Origin of the sequence: Psychrobacter sp. N25K4-3-2, from assembly GCF_015351755.1 — a bacterium.
Lineage (GTDB): Bacteria > Pseudomonadota > Gammaproteobacteria > Pseudomonadales > Moraxellaceae > Psychrobacter > Psychrobacter glaciei.
Genome location: NZ_JADKLX010000003.1, coordinates 564,984 through 583,037, shown reverse-complemented (window position 1 = coordinate 583,037; position 18,054 = coordinate 564,984). Strand labels below are relative to the sequence as shown.

Here is an 18,054-nt window from a genome sequence, read left to right as displayed (position 1 = left end):
TCTTCCGTCAGCTATTCGCTTTCACTATCGATGCGTAATAGCTCGTCACCATCAGCAACCAAGTCACCCGCGCCAAATAACAATTCTGCCACCACCCCATCTGTCGGCGCAGTAATGGTATGCTCGATTTTCATGGCTTCGATAACGGCAAGTGGCTCGCCTTTTTTCACGGTATCGCCAACTGCCACTTTAAAGGCCACTACTTGTCCTGGCATCGGCGATTTTAAACTACCAACTGCTGCGGACTCTTCGCCTACGTGCGCCATAATATCAACAAGCGTAATCTCGTCACGGCCACTGTCTGTGAACACATAGACCGTCTCATTAAGCACCCAGCTTTGCGCGCTAGTTCGTGCGCCATCTAACCATAATGTATGATTGTGTTCGTCGCTACTGGCATAGCTCACCTGACCTTCATAAACTGTTTCGGTCTGGGCAGCGACATTGATATTACTACTATCCTGCGTGTTAGCGACTTCTTTTTCGATAACCAGCATAAAGCTACTGAGGTTATCACTACCCTTTTTACTATCAGAGCAACTCGCATTGTGCCAGTTGCTCATGCGGGCAGTATAAGTATTCTCATCATAAACCAAGCTGAATGAGCGAGTGTAATCGTTATAAGCACGGAAGCCAGTAGGTTTGCTAAATGGATCGATATCTGACTCTTGCGTTGCCATCTCGCTCGCAAGCTGACGAGTAATGGCAGTCACAACCAGCGTCGATAATGCCAAAGGCTGCTGATTAAAAATCGCATCACGCTCATGTTCAATCAATGCCGTATCGAGATTGGCTTTACTAAAAGATTCTGTATTCAAAATATAGCGTAAAAATGCCGCGTTATTCGGCAAACCTACGATACGTGTTTGGGCAAGTGCTCGATCGAGCTTGGCTAATGCTTGCTCTCGCGTCGGTGCATGAACAATCAATTTGGCAATCATAGAGTCATAAAACGGGCTAATTACATCACCTTCGCGCACGCCATCATCGATACGCACGCCAGTACCCTCTTTATCAATCATAAAGGTGCTGTGTTCAGGTTTTTGATACGTAAACAACGTACCTGTCGCTGGCAAGAAGCTATTGTCAGGGTTTTCGGCACAGATGCGTGCCTCAATTGCATGACCGTTGATAGTGAGGTCGGCTTGGGTTTTTGGCAATAGCTGACCTGCCGCCACCAAAAGCTGCCACTCAACCAAATCGACACCCGTAATCGCTTCACTGACTGGATGCTCAACCTGCAACCGCGTATTCATTTCCATGAAATAAAAATTCATAGAATCTTCACGCTGCTCAACGATGAACTCGACCGTGCCTGCGCCAACATAATCGACCGCACGAGCTGCTTCGATGGCAGCTGTTCCCATCGCTTCACGCATCGTAATATCAACACCCGGTGCAGGCGCTTCTTCTAATACTTTTTGGTGACGACGCTGTACCGAACAATCACGCTCAAATAAATGCACATAGTTGCCATGCGTATCACCAAATACTTGGATTTCGATATGGCGTGGTTTTAATGCGTATTTTTCAACCAACACTTTATCATCACCAAAGCTGGTAATCGCTTCACGGCGACATGAGTCTAACAAGTCAATAAAATCGCTGCTTTTTTCAACGATACGCATGCCTTTACCACCACCACCAGCACTTGCCTTGATTAATACTGGATAGCCGATACTATTGGCTTGCTGCTGCAAAAATTGCGCATCTTGATTATCACCATGGTAGCCCGGTATCAATGGCACACCAGCTATCTCCATCAACCGCTTGGATTCGGATTTGCCACCCATAGCGCGGATAGCGTCGGCTGAAGGGCCAATAAATATCAGTCCTGCATCCTGACAAGCTTGCGCAAAGTCAGCGTTTTCGCTTAAAAACCCATAACCCGGATGAATCGCTTGTGCACCAGTTTCAAGCGCTATCGCAATAATGGCATCGCCTTTTAGGTAGCTGTCTTTCGGTGCCGAGCCGCCCAAATAGATAGCCTCATCACAGACAGCCACATGCTTAGCTTCACGATCCGCATCAGAATAAACAGCGACGGTGCTGACACCCAGACGCTTGGCAGTCGCGGCTACTCGGCAGGCAATTTCACCACGGTTGGCGATTAGAATTTTAGAAAACATAACTATCCCTGTGTCTTGTCGTTGTTATTTGACGTCTTGTCTATTTACCCATTTATATCGTTAGTCTGCTGTCAGCCAATCAGGTTTACGCTTTTGCAAAAACGCTTGTACACCCTCTTTGCCTTGCTTTGATGAGCGGATATCAGCGATACCTTTGACCGTATCAGCAATCAGCTCATCTGTAATAGGTGCACCAGCGACATCGTGTAATAGCTGCTTGCAGGTTTTGACCGCATCAGGGCTGTTTTTGACGACCTTATTACAGAACGCAGCTACTTCATCACTTAGCCACTCTTCGCTAACACGCTCATGGATAAAGCCAAGCTGACGTGCTTTTTTGGCATCAAACACTTCAGCACTTAAGAAATAACGCTGTGACGCTCTAGCGCCTAACGCTCGGATGACATAAGGGCTGATAGTGGCAGGTGCCAACCCTAAACGCACTTCACTGAGGCAAAAATTTGCAATCTTAACAGCGATAGCCACATCACAAACGGCTACCAAGCCCATTCCACCTGCATAAACATCACCTTGAATAGCTGCGACTGTTGGCTTCGGACATTCATAAATAGTTTTGAGCATTTGTGCCAATTTGTCCGCGTCTGCTATGTTTTCCTCATAGCTATAATCTGCCATGGCACGCATCCAATTCAAATCAGCACCTGCACAAAATGCTTTGCCAGCAGCTGCTAGCACAATGACACGTACATTATCATCAGCACCAAGCCTATTAAATGCATCGGTTAGCTCAGCAATCATTTCATCATTAAAGGCATTGCGTATCTCAGGGCGGTTTAACGTCACCGTAGCAACGTGCTGCTCCACTTTAACCAGTAGACTTTTATAATTTTTATCACTGTCTTTTTGCATAACTTTCTCTATATTTTTATGTAAATACTTAAACCAACACTTGGTCAATCCATAATAATGTTAATACAAGGAAACCGAATGTAGATGTACAAATCGTACTTCAAATGAGGTTGATGCAGTAGTCGCTTATTATGGGAAGGCCTTAAAATGTTTACATTCTAAAAACACCAAACGTCGTCTCTCCAATCGGTGCGTTATACGCAGCGCTCAATCCCAATGCCAATACATGTCGCGTATCAGCAGGGTCAATTACGCCATCATCCCACATGCGTGCGGTAGCATAATATGGATGGCCTTGCTCTTCATACATTTCACGAATCGGCGCTTTAAATGCGGCTTCGTCCTCATCACTCCACGCTTCGCCTTTGCGATCAAAATTATCACGTTTGACCGTTGCCAGTACCGATGCGGCTTGCTCGCCGCCCATCACAGAGATACGCGCATTTGGCCACATCCATAAGAAACGCGGGCTATAAGCACGACCACACATGCCATAGTTACCAGCGCCGAATGAACCACCGACAATGACCGTAAACTTTGGCACTTTTGCATTTGCTACCGCCATCACCATCTTGGCACCATGACGCGCGATACCTTCGTTTTCGTATTTACGACCGACCATAAAGCCCGTGATATTTTGCAAAAATACCAATGGGATTTTGCGCTTACAGCATAGCTCGATGAAGTGTGTTCCTTTCTGCGCTGACTCACTGAACAAGATGCCGTTATTAGCAATAATGCCAACAGGCATCCCTTCGATATGGGCAAAACCACAAACCAGCGTCGTGCCAAAGCGTGCTTTGAACTCATCAAAGGCACTGTCATCAACGATACGGGTAATAATTTCTCTGATATCAAATGGCTTGCGCTTATCCGTTGGAATCACACCGTACAGCTCTTTGGCGTCGTAACGTGGCGGACGTGGTGTGATTTGGTTGGGAATCTTTTTGACAGGACGATTTAGATGACTGATGATATTACGTGCTATCGATAACGCGTGCGTATCGCTTTGTGCTAAGTGATCGACCACACCTGACAGACGGGTATGCACATCGCCGCCACCTAAGTCTTCTGCAGTGACCTCTTCGCCAGTCGCTGCTTTGACCAGTGGCGGACCACCCAAAAAGATAGTGCCTTGCTCTTTGACGATAATAGATTCATCGCTCATGGCAGGCACATAGGCACCGCCAGCGGTACAGCTGCCCATGACCACAGCAATCTGTGGAATACCCGCGGCACTCAGGTTAGCTTGGTTAAAAAAGATACGGCCGAAATGCTCTTTATCAGGGAATACATCATCTTGATTCGGTAAGTTTGCGCCACCTGAATCGACTAGATAAACACATGGCAGATGATTTTCTTGTGCAATCTCTTGAGCACGTAGATGTTTTTTGACCGTCATTGGGTAATAAGTGCCGCCCTTTACCGTGGCATCATTACAGACGATCATACACTCAGTGCCATTGATACGACCGATACCTGCAATCACGCCCGCCGCTGGAATCTCTTCACCATACATATCGTGCGCTGCCATCGGTGCCACTTCTAAAAATGGCGTACCTACATCTAGTAAGCGCTCGACACGCTCACGAGGCAAGAGTTTGCCACGGGCTAAATGCTTGGCACGTGCACGCTCTGAACCACCTTGCACAACTTTACGTAAGTGACCATATAAGTCATCGACCACCGCTTGCATTGCGGCACTGTTTTGCTGAAATTCAGCGGCGTTTGGACTCAGTTTACTGGTTATGATAGCGCTCATGACATCCCTTTTCTTTAATGCATAAATGCGAGTGGCTTTTTTATTCTCTGCTTTATTTTAGCTTTTACTCATATATCTTATTCATAAAATAACAGATAAGAATGGTTAAATTTCTACAAACCCAACTCTTCTTTCATCTGCTCAATAATTTTATATTTCTGAATCTTTCCAGTGATGGTCATCGGATATTCAGTGACAAAGCGATAATAAGTCGGTACCTTATAATGAGCAATATGTTCGCTACAGAACTCGCGAACTTCCTCTTCCGTCAAACTGTCTGCTTCTTTAGGGATAATCCAAGCCGCGAGTACTTCACCATACTTTTTATCAGGAATACCGACGATTTGCACATCACGAATCTTTGGATGACGATAAAGGTAGTTTTCGATTTCTACTGGATAGATATTCTCTCCGCCGCGAATCACCATGTCTTTACTACGACCAACGATTTTGACATAACCGTCCTCATCCATCGTAGCCAAATCACCCGTATGCATCCAACCATCTTGGATAGCCGCGCGAGTTTTAAATCGGCTGCCCCAGTAGCCTTTCATCACTGAATAACCGCGTGTGAGTAGCTCACCGGTCTCACCCAATGCGACAGTCTCACCTGTCTCAGTATTGATGACTTTGACCTCAAGCGCAGGCTGCACTAGGCCAACGGTAGATACTTGCTTATCAAGCGGCGTATGTTCATTGGTCTGGCAAGATACTGGACTGGTCTCTGTCATGCCATACGCAATGGTAACCTCACTCATGTGCATCTCATCAATGACACGGCGCATGACTTCGATCGGACAACTAGAGCCTGCCATGATGCCAGTACGCAAAGTCGATAGATCAAAGTTTTTAAACTCCGGATGGTCAAGCTCAGCGATAAACATCGTTGGCACACCATGCAAACCCGTACATTTTTCTTCTTCGACTGCTTGCAATACAGTCAATGGCTCAAAGCCATCATTTGGATAAACGATACAGCCGCCATGTGTGAGAATCGCTAGGTTGCCAAGCACCATACCAAAGCAATGATACAAGGGCACTGGAATGCACAGCCTATCTTCTTCGGTAAGGTTCATAGCCTCGCCGATGAAGTAACCGTTATTAAGAATATTGCGATGGCTTAAGGTTGCCCCTTTTGGCGTACCAGTCGTGCCACTGGTGAACTGCACATTGATGGCATCCGTGTTTTTGAGCTGGGCTTGACGCTCGGTAACACGTGGATCGTTGGCATCGCCTTCCGCCATCCATGCAGAGAATTTCTGCATAAAGCCAAAGGTTTCTTCACTGTCAGGCTCATCAATCCAAATGATACGCTCAATCGTCGGAATCTCGACCAAATCAAGCTGGGTATAGTCTTTATGATAAATTTCAGGACAAAGTTCACTGATGAGACTGGCGTAATCGCTGGTTTTGAAATGACGCATCAATACCAATGCTGAACAGCCCAGTTTATTCAAGGCATATTGCAGCTCAAAAGTACGATAGGCAGGGTTAATATTGACGAGAATGACACCAACTTTTGCCGTTGCTAATTGCATGAGCAACCATTCAGCATTGTTGTGTGACCAAATACCGATGCGATCGCCAATCTCAAGCCCCATCTCAATCATACTACTGGCCAGCTGATTGACTTGCTGTTGTAGCTCGCGGTAGGTCCAGCGGATGTTTTGATGGCGAGATACCAAAGCTTCGCGCTCTGGATACTTGGATACGATAGCATCAAAAAAATCACCGATAGTCGCTTCAATCAGCGGCACATCAGGACCTTTATCATAGCTTTGGGGAAGCGGTGCATTTGCTGAGCGTGCGCCCATATTAATACTAGGAATGCTATTTAAAATAGTATCAAAATCAGAAGTTTGCGTCATAACGAGTCCTTTCGTTTTACTTTTTATCGTATTTGTCATTTATAGATAGTATGTGCTGATAGCCGGCAGACCTGTCACTCTTCCTTGAATAGGTCTTTTATAGATTGTCACTACTATACCGTTGTAAACAAACGGCTGTCAATCATAGTAATACAATGCGTATCATTTAATTAGTCATTAATATTTCGTCTTAGTAAAAGGTAACATAGAATCATGGCAAATTTTTGACATAAAAAAAGCCAGCCTCATTATTCATAATGAGGCTGGCTTTTACAGCAAATGAGGCTATTAATGTTGAATAGTGACACTATATAAGTGTCTGTGTTTGATAACGGCTAGTTTGATAGCAGCCCCTGCCCACAGCTCTAAATCACCCTAGACCCAACTCCTCTACCATTTGCTCAACAATTTTAAATTTCTGAATTTTACCAGTGACCGTCATTGGATATTCCGTCACGAAGCGATAATAAGTCGGTACTTTATAATGGGCGATATGCTCGCTACAGAACTGGCGCACTTCCTCTTCAGTCAAGCTGTCTGGTTCTTTAGGGATAATCCATGCCGCGAGTACCTCACCATACTTCTTATCAGGAACCCCGACGATTTGCACATCGCGAATCTTCGGATGACGATAAAGATAGTTTTCGACTTCGACGGGATAGATATTTTCGCCGCCGCGAATAATCATATCCTTACTACGACCCACCACAGTGATGTAACCGTCCTCATCCATGGTCGCAAGGTCACCCGTATGCATCCAGCCGTCTTGAATGGCCGTACGTGTTTTAGAGCGGCTGCCCCAATACCCTTTCATGACCGCATAGCCATGCGTGAGTAGCTCACCCGTCTCTCCAATCGGGACGACATCACCCGTTTCAGTATCGATGATTTTGGCCTCAAGCGCAGGCAGCACCATCCCCACGGTAGAGACTCTCTTTTCAAGGGGCGTTTGCGAGCTGGTCTGACAAGAAGCTGGACTGGTCTCGGTCATACCATAAGCAATTGTCACCTCGCTCATGTGCATCTTATCCATGACACGGCGCATAACCTCAATCGGACAGCTAGAGCCACCCATGATACCCGTGCGTAGGCTCGACAAATCAAAACTGTCAAAATCTGGATGATCGAGCTCTGCAATAAACATCGTCGGTACACCAAGCAGCGCCGTACACTTCTCCTCTTCTATAGTTTGCAGCACCGTTAACGGATCAAAGCCATCATTAGGATAAACCGCACAGCCTCCATGCGTTAATATAGCGAGATTACCACCCACCATCCCAAAGCAATGATAGAGTGGTAGTGGAATACACAGCCTATCCTCTTCTGTCAGCTTTATGCCTTCACCCATAAAATAGCCGTTATTCAAGATATTTCGATGCGTGAGCGTGGCACCTTTCGGCGTGCCAGTCGTGCCACTGGTGAACTGCACACTAATCGCATCGGTGTTCTTCAGCTGGGCTTGGCGCTCTGCTACGCGTGGATCGTTAGCATCACCTTCTGCCATCCACGTAGAGAACTTCTGCATAAAATTGAAATTTTCATCAGATGCTGGCTCGTCAATCCAAATGATACGCTCAATCGTCGGAATCTCGACCAAATCAAGCTGAGTGTAATCTTTATGATAAATCTCAGGGCACAGCTCACGAATCATCTGTGCGTAGTCACTGCTCTTGAAATGGCGCATCAAGACCAATGCCGAACAGCCCAGTTTATTCAGCGCATATTGCAACTCAAAGGTACGATAAGCAGGATTAATATTGACCAAAATGATGCCGATTTTTGCCGTCGCTAATTGCATGAGCAGCCATTCAGCATTGTTGTGCGACCAAATGGCGATACGATCGCCAATCTCAAGCCCCATCTCAATCATACTACTGGCCAGCTGATTGGATTTTTCCTGTAGCTCGCGATACGTCCAGCGGATATTTTGATGGCGAGACACCAATGCCTCACGGTCAGGATATCTATCAACAATCGCATCAAAGAAGTCTCCAATGGTCGCCTCAATCAGCGGCACATCAGGACCTTTATCATGGCTTTGGGTGAGTGGCGCATTTGCAGAACGTGCGCTTATATGAACCTTGGGAACATTATTGAGAATATTGTTATTAGACTTACTTTCATGAATAGTGCTGTCAAAATCATTAATCTGAGTCATCACGAGTCCTTTCGTTGTGCTATTTGGTTTTGGTATGGCTATGCAACTGCTTACGACACATCTATTCATCTACCTACAATCGTAGAAAGTAAAAATATGCTACTACCGTAAATACGATATTCTTCCTTGAATATTGTTTACCACTAGACATGATATTTAAATCACGCCTAGCCAATATAGCGCCTTAAACAAAAGACTGTCAATCATATAGATACGGTATGTATCGATTATGATTGATATAAAAAGTAATATAGTCAAAGAAATCTAAAACAGCTACAAGGCAGCCGAACGCGGATTGTATATATAGTACCTCTAGGGAGGTTAACACCGTAGCGGTTTACTAGTTCGCTGACTATAGATATAAAAAAACCAGTGCTGCATTAGGATGGCAACACTGGCTATGATTTGTAATACTTTTACAATTATGCTTTATCCGTTAGGCTTTAAGCACTGCAGGCGCTTTAATCGTTACAGTTGCGCTGACTGCATCGTTATCATCGAGTAAATCCATAACGAGCTCATCATCACTTTCAGTTTTCACCTGCCAATTGCCAGTCGCTTTTGGCACGCCTGTCACCATAACGGAGATTGCTTTGTTTTTTAGGCGAATCATTGGTGGCTTATGATCATAGCCATTATGCTCTAGACCCAATACATCATCAGCAATAGTAGCAGCCTGCGCGCGTAATGGTGCGACGTAACGACACGGCACGCCATCGATAGACATACAGTCACCAATCGCATAAATATTGGCTGTACTGGTACGCAAGGTTGGCGCATCCACCACGATACCAGTGCGACGATTGAACTCGACACCAGCAGCAGCAGGCAGCTTATCATCAACGGTCAGGCCTGTACTGGCAATCACGTGATCGACGATGAGTGGTTCGATTGGCTCAGCAGTCGTACTGTCTATCGCTGATGGCAGTGCCTCGTAACTGACTTCTAGTTTTTCATCACTGAGACGAGTAATAGTAGATACTTGATAACCTCCTAAAAAGTTAATCCCTTGTGATTTGACCGCTTGGGCGATACGAGCCGTTGCTTTTGACGGTAGCATTTGTGATAGTGGCGCATCGTTCAAATCAATGAGCGTCACTTGATGACCTGCTTTGAGTAAGTCTTCTGCAATCTCCGTCCCAACCATGCCAGCACCGACGATAACAACGTGCTGACTGCCAGTGGCTAGCTTTTCTTGCAGCTGTCCAAAGCGCTCAATATGATTGACGTGCCAGACTAGTTCCTCTGGCAAGCTTTTTGGGAAGATAGGATGCGCACCCATGGCCAGTACTAACTTGCCATAACTAATCGTGGCGTAATCCGTGTTAGCTGGATCTGAGCGCAGCGCAGAGATCAGTTGTAACTGTTGAGTGGTCGTATCAACATCCGTCACTTGCGTGTTAGCAAGTAGCTTAACGTTTGCCGCTTCTGCGGCATCAACACCAGTGGCTCTAACCAAATCTGCCGCACTTTTCTTTTGGCTAATGGCCATGGTCAGCATTGGTTTATGATAACGATCGCCACTATCAGCTGTCACCAACGTAATCGGAATGTCTTTGTCTTTCGCACGAATGGCATCAATGACATGCCAACCTGCCAAACCTGCACCAATAATGACGATACCGTTGTTTAATACTTCTGAGTTTTCAGCGCTCATATTAGCTCCAATATAAATAAGAGATTATTTTAGTTGTTAGAATATTGACCGCTATTGTATCAGTAAACAGCCATGCACTCATCTATCCAAAACTCACTTAATTAGTTAATATCGAACTCCATGCGATGTGCTGTTGCACGCATGGTTTCACTATCTATTAACTTTTCAATACAGTATAGACTTGCATGGATGCCTGCACTTATTCCCGCTGATGTGACAATATTACAAGTATCGTCACTGGCATCTACAAAGCGAGTATGAGAGATCACATCGATATCAGGATAGGATGCTAAATTATCCAGATCCATCCAATGCGTGGTGGCTGACCTACCAGCCAGTAAACCTGCTTCTGCCAATAGTAACGCTCCAGTACACACTGAAAGTGTAAGCTCTGCCAAATTTGTTTGAGTCTTAATCCAATCAATCACTACCCTATTATGTATTTCTATTTTTTCGGCACCATAACCACCAGGGATTATTAATACATCAATGTCTGGATGGTTAGTGAAACTACAATCAGGAATAACTTGCAGACCATTCCTAGCAGATATTGGCGCTTGGTTCTCAGCTATAATGATAACGTCAAAATACTTATTGTTATCAGCACTTTCAGCTAACGAAAACACCTCAAAAGGTCCTGCGAAGTCTAATACTTCTACTTCATTAAACAGTAGTATGCCAACAGTTCGCTTTAGCGTCATAATCAATCCTAATTAAGTTGATATCATTAAGTGAAATTAAATCCGTCAGTATCATAAACACTATATTCTCAAACTTGTCTACTCAATTAGCTTAGCCATTTCATCTGCCTTTTCCGTTCGCAGTCGTCCTAGTCCTTCGATTATGCCTGCTCTATTTTCAGCGCTTTTATAGTCTCAAAGTCTTCCTCTTTAAATACTTTGGGGGTAAACATCATAGGCTCCAAGTGATTTTCGAATAGCTATACAAAAGAAACTAAATACAAAGCGCCCTATTAAAGATAGCGTTTAACTGTCTTTAATAGGGCGCTTTGTATAATCATTATCAATGGAAAGAAAAATAATTTTTAGAACATGTCTTCATATTAGAAACAATGCTATAAACAATCGTAAATCAAAGTGTATTTAATGATTGAGAATCTTCGATAAGAACTGCTGCGCACGCTCACTTTTCGCGCCTTCAAAGAATTCATCCTTACTACAGTTCTCAACGATATGACCTTCATCCATAAAGATGATACGATTGGCTACCTGACTGGCAAAACCCATTTCATGCGTCACACACATCATCGTCATACCATCACGAGTCAGCTCTACCATCACATCGAGCACTTCTTGAATCATCTCAGGATCGAGTGCTGAGGTTGGCTCATCGAACAACATCGCTATGGGATCCATCGCTAGCGCACGAGCAATTGCAACTCGCTGCTGTTGACCACCTGATAGTTCCGCAGGATATTTATTGGCTTGAACCGTTAGGCCGACGCGATCTAGATACGCCATCGCCTTTTTCTTGGCCTCGCTCTCTTTACGACCCAACACTTTAATTTGTGCGACCATTAAATTATCGATGATGGTCAAGTGAGGAAATAGCTCAAAATGCTGAAACACCATGCCGACACGGCTACGTAGCTTCGGTAAGTTGGTTTTTGGATCACCGACAGAGATACCGTTGACCATGATATTACCTTTTTGAAAAGGCTCTAGCCCATTCACGGTCTTAATCAAGGTTGATTTACCGCTACCTGATGGACCACAGACCACGACGACATCGCCTTTGTGGACATGAGCGGTACAGTCAGTCAGTACCTGAAAGTCGCCGTACCACTTGCTAACGCTATCTATCTCAACGACCATCTCACTGCTAGCATGACCACTATTTGTGACCAGTCCACCAAAGTCATTTATAAACGTTTTAGCATCATTCATCATTGGCTCCTAGCCTTATTCTTAATCTTGCCCAATTGCAGTCGTGCAAAATATATTAATAATTAACGCAGTTAAATTTTGAAAGAGTTAGAGTCTACCCAATGAGATCAGATAACCATGTTCAGATAACCATGCATTGATCGACTCTAACGCTTAACAGTCCTTTATTAAAACCTTAACCTTTTTTGTACGCGCTGTACGCCGACCGAAGCTGCCAAGCTTAAGACAAAATACACCGCTCCAGCTCCTAAGATGTAAGGCGTCAATAGTCCCATTAGCTCACCACGTACGTATGCCGCTCGGAAGAAGTCGGTCAGACCAATAGCGAACACCAAAGTCGTATCTTGGAATAAGATAATACATTGCTGCAAAATCAATGGCAGCATCTTGCGAAAGGCTTGTGGCAAAATCACCAAACGCATCGTCTGCCCATAAGTCATGCCTAACGCTTTAGCCGCATTAACCTGTCCACTACCGATAGACTGAATACCCGCACGGACAACTTCTGAGAAGTAAGCCGCTTCGAACATCATAAAGGCGACCACACAAGAGGCAAAGGCCGCATCTAGTTGTAGATACTTACCCGCCACCCAAAAATAAATCATCGGGACGGCAAAGTAGAACCACAGTAGCACCAACAGTAACGGTACGGATCTAAAATAATTAACATATAACTTAGCGGGGATCTCTAATGCTTTGATACCTGATAAGCGCATGAGCGCCAATACAGTACCTAAGCTGATACCACCGATAATAGCCAAAAACAGGACTTTTAGCGTGGTAATCATACCACCCATTAAGCCTGGATACGCGGTCGCAAGTTCGGTCATCATACTCATTTCTGACTCCCTGCGATAAGCCCTGGTACTCTTAATTTACGCTCGATCAGACCCATAATAGCGATGAGTGAGAGATTAAAGACGAGATAAATAATCGTCGCATAAGTATAAATCTCAAGGCTATTCTGTGTGTATTCGCTGATGGTTTTGGTTTGACTTATGAGCTCCATGACGCCAACTAGTGAGGCGACAGAGGCGTTTTTAAAACAGTTGGTCAGCTCAGAGCTAAGCGGCGGTAAGATAATACGGAATGCTTGTGGTAGCAGTACTTGCTTGTAAGCTTGCGGAATAGTGAAGCCTAGCGCATACGCCGCATTTACTTGTCCTTTTGGTAGCGACTCGATACCAGTACGTACTTGCTCAACAATACGAGCTGCGGTAAACAGTCCTAAACCAATACTGGCTGAGAGCATCGCGGATGTATTCGGTGATAGATCTCTAAACCACCATTCTTGTAGCGCTGGCGTCAACCAACCAGGTGCCACATAAAACCAAAAAAATAGCTGCACAAGCAGCGGAATATTACGAAAAAAGGTCACATAAGCGGTGCCAATGCGACGAGCTGTTTTGTTAGGTAAGGTACGCATAATACCAAAGACAGTACCGACGACCATCGCGATGGTCCAAGCAATACTACCAATCAGTAATAACCAGCCAAGACCAGTAATCATCCAGTGGATATACAGCTCGTTGCCTATACCCGTATGCTCAAAGAGCACACCCCAGTTCCAGCTATAATTCATGATTGTCTCTCCGAACAGCGATTGAAAAACTTACGTATCAGATGGACGATGAGTCCGATCTGAACACGTAAGCAAGCTAGATTGAAGGACAAATACTACTGTGCAACTGCTACTTTAGGCTGATCGCTATCATGTGGATTGGCGATAAGTGCTTTTAGGTTGTCTGACATCTCAAAGTTCAAGTTGACGTTCTTTGGTGGAATTGGGTTTAGGAACCACTTGTCATAGATGCTATTGATTTCGCCTGAGCTAAAGGTTTTGTTCAGCGCGTCGTTTACGACTGTTTTGAATTCAGGATCGTCTTTACGCATCATACAACCATAAATCTCAAATGATTGCGGTGTACCAACGATAACCCATTCATCAGGATTTTTAGCTTTGGCTTTTTCGCCTGCTAGCAATACATCATCCATCATAAAGGCATCAGCACGGCCACTTTCTAACATCAAGAAACCTTCGCCATGATCTTTAGCAGAGATGATATCGGTATCCATCTTTTTCTCGTCATTGTACTGACGAATATAACGCTCTGACGTCGTACCAGCGGTAGTCACCAGTCGCTTACCTTTTAGGTCTTCAAAGTCTTTGATACCAGAGTCTGCTTTGGTCAATAGACGTGTACCAATCTCAAAGAAACCATTAGAGAAAGCCACTTGCTCTTGACGCTCGACGTTATTGGTTGTTGAACCACACTCGAAGTCGACCGTGCCGTTTTGAACCAAAGGAATACGAGTTTGTGAGGTGATCAGGTTATAACGAACTTCTAGATCTGGCATGTTGAGTTTTTCTTTAATACCCTCAACCACTTTCATCTCTAGATCATGTGCATAGCCCATAGGTTGGTTAGGATCATCGGCAACATATGAAAAAGGAATAGAAGAGTCACGATAGCCGACCACGATAGTGCCAGAATCTTTAATTTTTTGTAGCGTACCGTTCATAGTCTCTGAAGTCGCTGCATCATCTGCTGGCGCGTCAGTGCTGGTTTGGCTGCTGTTATTACAGCCTGTTAGGCCCAATGCCATTAACACAGCTAAAGTCAACGGTTTGGAAAATGAGTAGGTCATGAAATACATCCTTTTATCACAAGATTAAATGAGTGCTTGGACGACATAGGTCTGGCTGACCTGACTGCCCCGCATCCGTACGGTTGTTGCTATTGTTTAACACAATGCAACTTAATGTTACTGTACAACAAATTCACGGTAGAGGGTGATTTTTTTTTGAGGGAAGTGTTATTTTGAAATCTATTTATTTTTTGGTTGAAACTCGATGGCTCACAGCTATTACAGCACCACAGAGGTTCACAGATATCTGACGAACCTATAAGGGCACTTATCGATCACTATTACCCATAAGTGATAAAACAGTATGGTAACTGTGATTGATAAATCAGCAGTAATCCCCATAAAGCTAACAACTTCTTAATACTATAAATGACTTATGACACAAGATACTCAAGTCCCAAATACGGACAGCCAAACTGCTGGCAATCATGGTGACAACGACGTACGCCAACGTTTTTTTATTGAAGATTCGCCTGTACGCGGTGATGTGGTACGCCTATCACGCAGCTATGCGAGCACGATTGCCCAAAAGCCTTATCCTGAAGCCATTAAACGCCTATTGGGCGAGATGTTAACGGCAGCGAGTTTGCTTATCAGTACGGTTAAAATAAACGGTCGCCTGTCTATTCAGTTGCAATCATCAGACAGCGATAGCTTGCTGAATTGGGCGATGGCAGAATGCGATCAAGACGGTATTATCCGTGCGCTTGCCAGCTGGAAGGGCGAGACTGATGAGCAAGTGCAAGCTTGGGATGATATGACCCATGCCAAAGAAGCGTTTGCTGAGCTGGGCGCGACTGGACAAGGCGTGTTGTTTATCAACATTCAGCCTGAGGGCGGCGAGCCATATCAAGGTATCGTCGAGCGTAGCCATGACAATTTGGCAGACTGCTTGGCACATTATCAGAAGCAATCTGCACAGATTCCGACGTTGATTAACCTCGCATCTGACGGCTTGCAAGCGGGCGGTATATTGGTACAAATGCTACCGCGTACGGCTGAAGAAACGGCTGAAGTCGAGCAAAATGAAGATGCTGGTATTGATGATGATTTATGGACGCGTTTGTCTGTATTGACGCGTACGGTCAAGCCAGAAGAGCTGACGACGCTGGATGCCAACGAGATTCTTTATCGCTTGTATCATGAAGAAAACATCGTCGCACCCGACCCTGCTCCCCTAGCATTTGGTTGCACCTGCTCGCGCGAAAAATGCGAGATGGCAATCGAACAAATCGGCGAAGCAGAAGCGTTAGATATCGTTGAAGAGCAAAATGGTACATTTGAGATGGATTGCGGATTTTGCGGTGAAGTCTATAAGTTCAATAAAGATGATGTAGCAGCGATATTCGCTGAGTAAATTTTTCATCACTATGGATTAGCCTTTATAGAAACACAAAACCCCTCAAGTGTGATGCTTGAGGGGTTTTGTGTTTGAGAGGCCGTATATTTTATAACCTCAAATGCTGTAAAAATTTGAGGTTATAACCTTCTACACTGCCACATCTAAACTTCTAGGGTAAGAATATATGCGCGTTCTACCAGCATAGTCACTTCGTCCATTATCGAGCAACCATTCAACGACTTGCTCGCGCACCCTTCTACTATGAATTAAGTTCATATGATTGACGCCATAAAATATTGCTTTGTGACCATCTGGTACAAATAGCGCATGCTCGGCATCATCCTCGCCCAGCGCTGATGCGACCGACACTAGACTATCCCCTAGCAAATCTGTCACTTTAGACTCGTAATGCGTCTCGATCAAAGCACTGGCGACAAAATAGGTTTTGATACCACTTGGCAACCGTGCAGGGTGACGAAAGTCTTGCGGCAGCACATTACGACCTTCTAGAGAATTCCAGTCAGCATCACGAATACTGCCATGACGCAGATCAATGATACCGGCACTACGCATGTCACCGAGCTTGGCAAGCGAGCCTGCAAATGGTAGCTTGGCAATGATGTCTTGCACATAATTACCGATACGCTCCAGCACGGCGCCATGATGCGGCGAGCCTAACGTGATGAGATTGCCCACTCGTTTTATCCAGTCTAGGCGCTCTTGCTCGCCATAAAACAGCGCGCTACGAGAGACCAAGCCGCCCATACTGTGTCCGACCAAATCTATCTGACTGATGTTTGGGTTATTATTGACCAACTCTTGCAGCAATTGAGAGAACTTGCGACCACTGCGCGAGATACGTCGACCTGTATTGTAATCCAAGTACAACACTGTCGTATCAGGTTGACTGAGGCTAATGGCATCGCCTAGGCTGTTTTCCTCTTGGGCTTGCCAGCTTAAGTGACTCATACATAGACCATGGCATAAAATAGCGACACGCCCTGATAGCGTTTCGCGTTGTAGATTGCCGTCTCTGTCGTATAGCACCATCGGAACAGCAAGCGCATTGTCATTATTAACGAGGTGATCACCCATGACGCCATTGATGACATTGACCAATTTCTTTAAAGAATCCGGCAATGGTCGTGAGCTTTTTTGATCGATCGCCCTTTTATAGATGCGTAGCACTGATGCGAGATTATTACCAACAATCAGCATAATATGGCGTATCGTCCCATAGATGCGTCCAGTGATACCACGTTGCCAATTGTTAACATTGCCTTCGTTAAAACGCCCTAAAGGACGCAAAATAACCTCACGGTGGATGGCTTCTACGATGTCAGTGACTTCAACCACCCCCATCGTCGCCAGTTGGGCTAAGCCCTCAAAAAAATCAGCCAGAGAGACAGGCTCACGCAGCGTCGTCACATTATTATCATCTGCCAACAATTTGACCAGCTCATCGACATCGATGGCTTCAAGTTGATCTATTTGCTCGTACAAATCACCGTGCAGCGGCGGCATGTTATCGTCTGAGACGAAATGTGCCTCAAGTTCATGACGGGTGCGGGCATTACTGTAAGCGCTATCAGGGATAACACTATCAGCATAAGATAAATTTGGACGATTCATAATATTGAAACATTCAGCAAAGGGGATAGTTTTACATACTATCCTTTAAATGAGACAAATAGAAGGGAAATGATTTGACT

Annotated in this window: 13 protein-coding genes; 1 reads left to right on the top strand and 12 read right to left on the bottom strand. The window is 44.9% G+C overall.

Annotation, left to right across the window (positions count from 1 at the left end):
• Positions 1-11 precede the first annotated feature (11 nt).
• The 11 genes from IOD06_RS10310 to IOD06_RS10260 all read right to left on the bottom strand — a co-directional run bounded on the left by IOD06_RS10310 (position 12) and on the right by IOD06_RS10260 (position 15,000).
• Entirely contained in the window at positions 12-2,129 is a 2,118-nt protein-coding gene (locus IOD06_RS10310; protein ID WP_194620804.1) for an acetyl/propionyl/methylcrotonyl-CoA carboxylase subunit alpha, read from the bottom strand.
• 60 nt (positions 2,130-2,189) lie between these two features.
• A complete protein-coding gene (locus tag IOD06_RS10305; RefSeq protein ID WP_194620803.1) occupies positions 2,190-2,999 on the bottom strand; it encodes an enoyl-CoA hydratase/isomerase family protein in 810 nt (269 codons plus the stop codon).
• 151 nt (positions 3,000-3,150) lie between these two features.
• Positions 3,151-4,761, bottom strand: a complete 1,611-nt coding sequence (locus IOD06_RS10300; RefSeq protein ID WP_194620802.1) for a carboxyl transferase domain-containing protein — start codon at positions 4,759-4,761, stop codon at positions 3,151-3,153.
• 113 nt (positions 4,762-4,874) lie between these two features.
• Entirely contained in the window at positions 4,875-6,629 is a 1,755-nt protein-coding gene (locus IOD06_RS10295; RefSeq protein WP_194620801.1) for an AMP-binding protein, read from the bottom strand.
• A gap of 370 nt (positions 6,630-6,999) precedes the next feature.
• On the bottom strand, positions 7,000-8,787 hold the full coding sequence (locus IOD06_RS10290; RefSeq protein WP_194620800.1) for an AMP-binding protein: 1,788 nt from the start codon (positions 8,785-8,787) through the stop codon (positions 7,000-7,002).
• A gap of 436 nt (positions 8,788-9,223) precedes the next feature.
• Positions 9,224-10,444 (bottom strand): FAD-dependent oxidoreductase, encoded by a 1,221-nt coding sequence (locus IOD06_RS10285; RefSeq protein WP_194620799.1) that lies wholly within the window; start codon positions 10,442-10,444, stop codon positions 9,224-9,226.
• 101 nt (positions 10,445-10,545) lie between these two features.
• Positions 10,546-11,145, bottom strand: a complete 600-nt coding sequence (locus tag IOD06_RS10280; RefSeq protein WP_194620798.1) for a DJ-1/PfpI family protein — start codon at positions 11,143-11,145, stop codon at positions 10,546-10,548.
• A gap of 402 nt (positions 11,146-11,547) precedes the next feature.
• Positions 11,548-12,279 (bottom strand): amino acid ABC transporter ATP-binding protein, encoded by a 732-nt coding sequence (locus IOD06_RS10275; protein ID WP_037033768.1) that lies wholly within the window; start codon positions 12,277-12,279, stop codon positions 11,548-11,550.
• Between the two features lie 239 nt (positions 12,280-12,518).
• Positions 12,519-13,190, bottom strand: a complete 672-nt coding sequence (locus IOD06_RS10270; RefSeq protein ID WP_194620797.1) for an ABC transporter permease subunit — start codon at positions 13,188-13,190, stop codon at positions 12,519-12,521.
• On the bottom strand, positions 13,187-13,933 hold the full coding sequence (locus IOD06_RS10265; RefSeq protein WP_110921780.1) for an amino acid ABC transporter permease: 747 nt from the start codon (positions 13,931-13,933) through the stop codon (positions 13,187-13,189). The genes IOD06_RS10270 and IOD06_RS10265 overlap by 4 nt, the downstream gene beginning before the upstream one ends.
• A gap of 95 nt (positions 13,934-14,028) precedes the next feature.
• A complete protein-coding gene (locus IOD06_RS10260) occupies positions 14,029-15,000 on the bottom strand; it encodes a glutamate/aspartate ABC transporter substrate-binding protein (protein WP_194620796.1) in 972 nt (323 codons plus the stop codon).
• 376 nt (positions 15,001-15,376) lie between these two features.
• Here IOD06_RS10260 and IOD06_RS10255 point away from each other — a divergent pair, with 376 nt between their 5' ends.
• On the top strand, positions 15,377-16,357 hold the full coding sequence (locus IOD06_RS10255; protein WP_194620795.1) for an Hsp33 family molecular chaperone HslO: 981 nt from the start codon (positions 15,377-15,379) through the stop codon (positions 16,355-16,357).
• Between the two features lie 132 nt (positions 16,358-16,489).
• On the opposite strand, the gene IOD06_RS10250 is transcribed toward IOD06_RS10255, so the two are convergent.
• Entirely contained in the window at positions 16,490-17,974 is a 1,485-nt protein-coding gene (locus IOD06_RS10250; RefSeq protein WP_194620794.1) for a hypothetical protein, read from the bottom strand.
• Positions 17,975-18,054 lie beyond the last annotated feature (80 nt).

What these genes read in the sequence shown, in the direction of transcription:
- IOD06_RS10300 (WP_194620802.1), bottom strand. Translation starts at nt 4,761, where the DNA reads ATGAGCGCTATCATAACCAGTAAACTGAGTCCAAACGCCGCTGAATTT.
- IOD06_RS10310 (WP_194620804.1), bottom strand. Translation starts at nt 2,129, where the DNA reads ATGTTTTCTAAAATTCTAATCGCCAACCGTGGTGAAATTGCCTGCCGA.
- IOD06_RS10290 (WP_194620800.1), bottom strand. Translation starts at nt 8,787, where the DNA reads ATGACTCAGATTAATGATTTTGACAGCACTATTCATGAAAGTAAGTCT.
- IOD06_RS10305 (WP_194620803.1), bottom strand. Translation starts at nt 2,999, where the DNA reads ATGCAAAAAGACAGTGATAAAAATTATAAAAGTCTACTGGTTAAAGTG.
- IOD06_RS10275 (WP_037033768.1), bottom strand. Translation starts at nt 12,279, where the DNA reads ATGGTCGTTGAGATAGATAGCGTTAGCAAGTGGTACGGCGACTTTCAG.
- IOD06_RS10285 (WP_194620799.1), bottom strand. Translation starts at nt 10,444, where the DNA reads ATGAGCGCTGAAAACTCAGAAGTATTAAACAACGGTATCGTCATTATT.
- IOD06_RS10270 (WP_194620797.1), bottom strand. Translation starts at nt 13,190, where the DNA reads ATGAGTATGATGACCGAACTTGCGACCGCGTATCCAGGCTTAATGGGT.
- IOD06_RS10265 (WP_110921780.1), bottom strand. Translation starts at nt 13,933, where the DNA reads ATGAATTATAGCTGGAACTGGGGTGTGCTCTTTGAGCATACGGGTATA.
- IOD06_RS10260 (WP_194620796.1), bottom strand. Translation starts at nt 15,000, where the DNA reads ATGACCTACTCATTTTCCAAACCGTTGACTTTAGCTGTGTTAATGGCA.
- IOD06_RS10250 (WP_194620794.1), bottom strand. Translation starts at nt 17,974, where the DNA reads ATGAATCGTCCAAATTTATCTTATGCTGATAGTGTTATCCCTGATAGC.
- IOD06_RS10255 (WP_194620795.1), top strand. Translation starts at nt 15,377, where the DNA reads ATGACACAAGATACTCAAGTCCCAAATACGGACAGCCAAACTGCTGGC.
- IOD06_RS10280 (WP_194620798.1), bottom strand. Translation starts at nt 11,145, where the DNA reads ATGACGCTAAAGCGAACTGTTGGCATACTACTGTTTAATGAAGTAGAA.
- IOD06_RS10295 (WP_194620801.1), bottom strand. Translation starts at nt 6,629, where the DNA reads ATGACGCAAACTTCTGATTTTGATACTATTTTAAATAGCATTCCTAGT.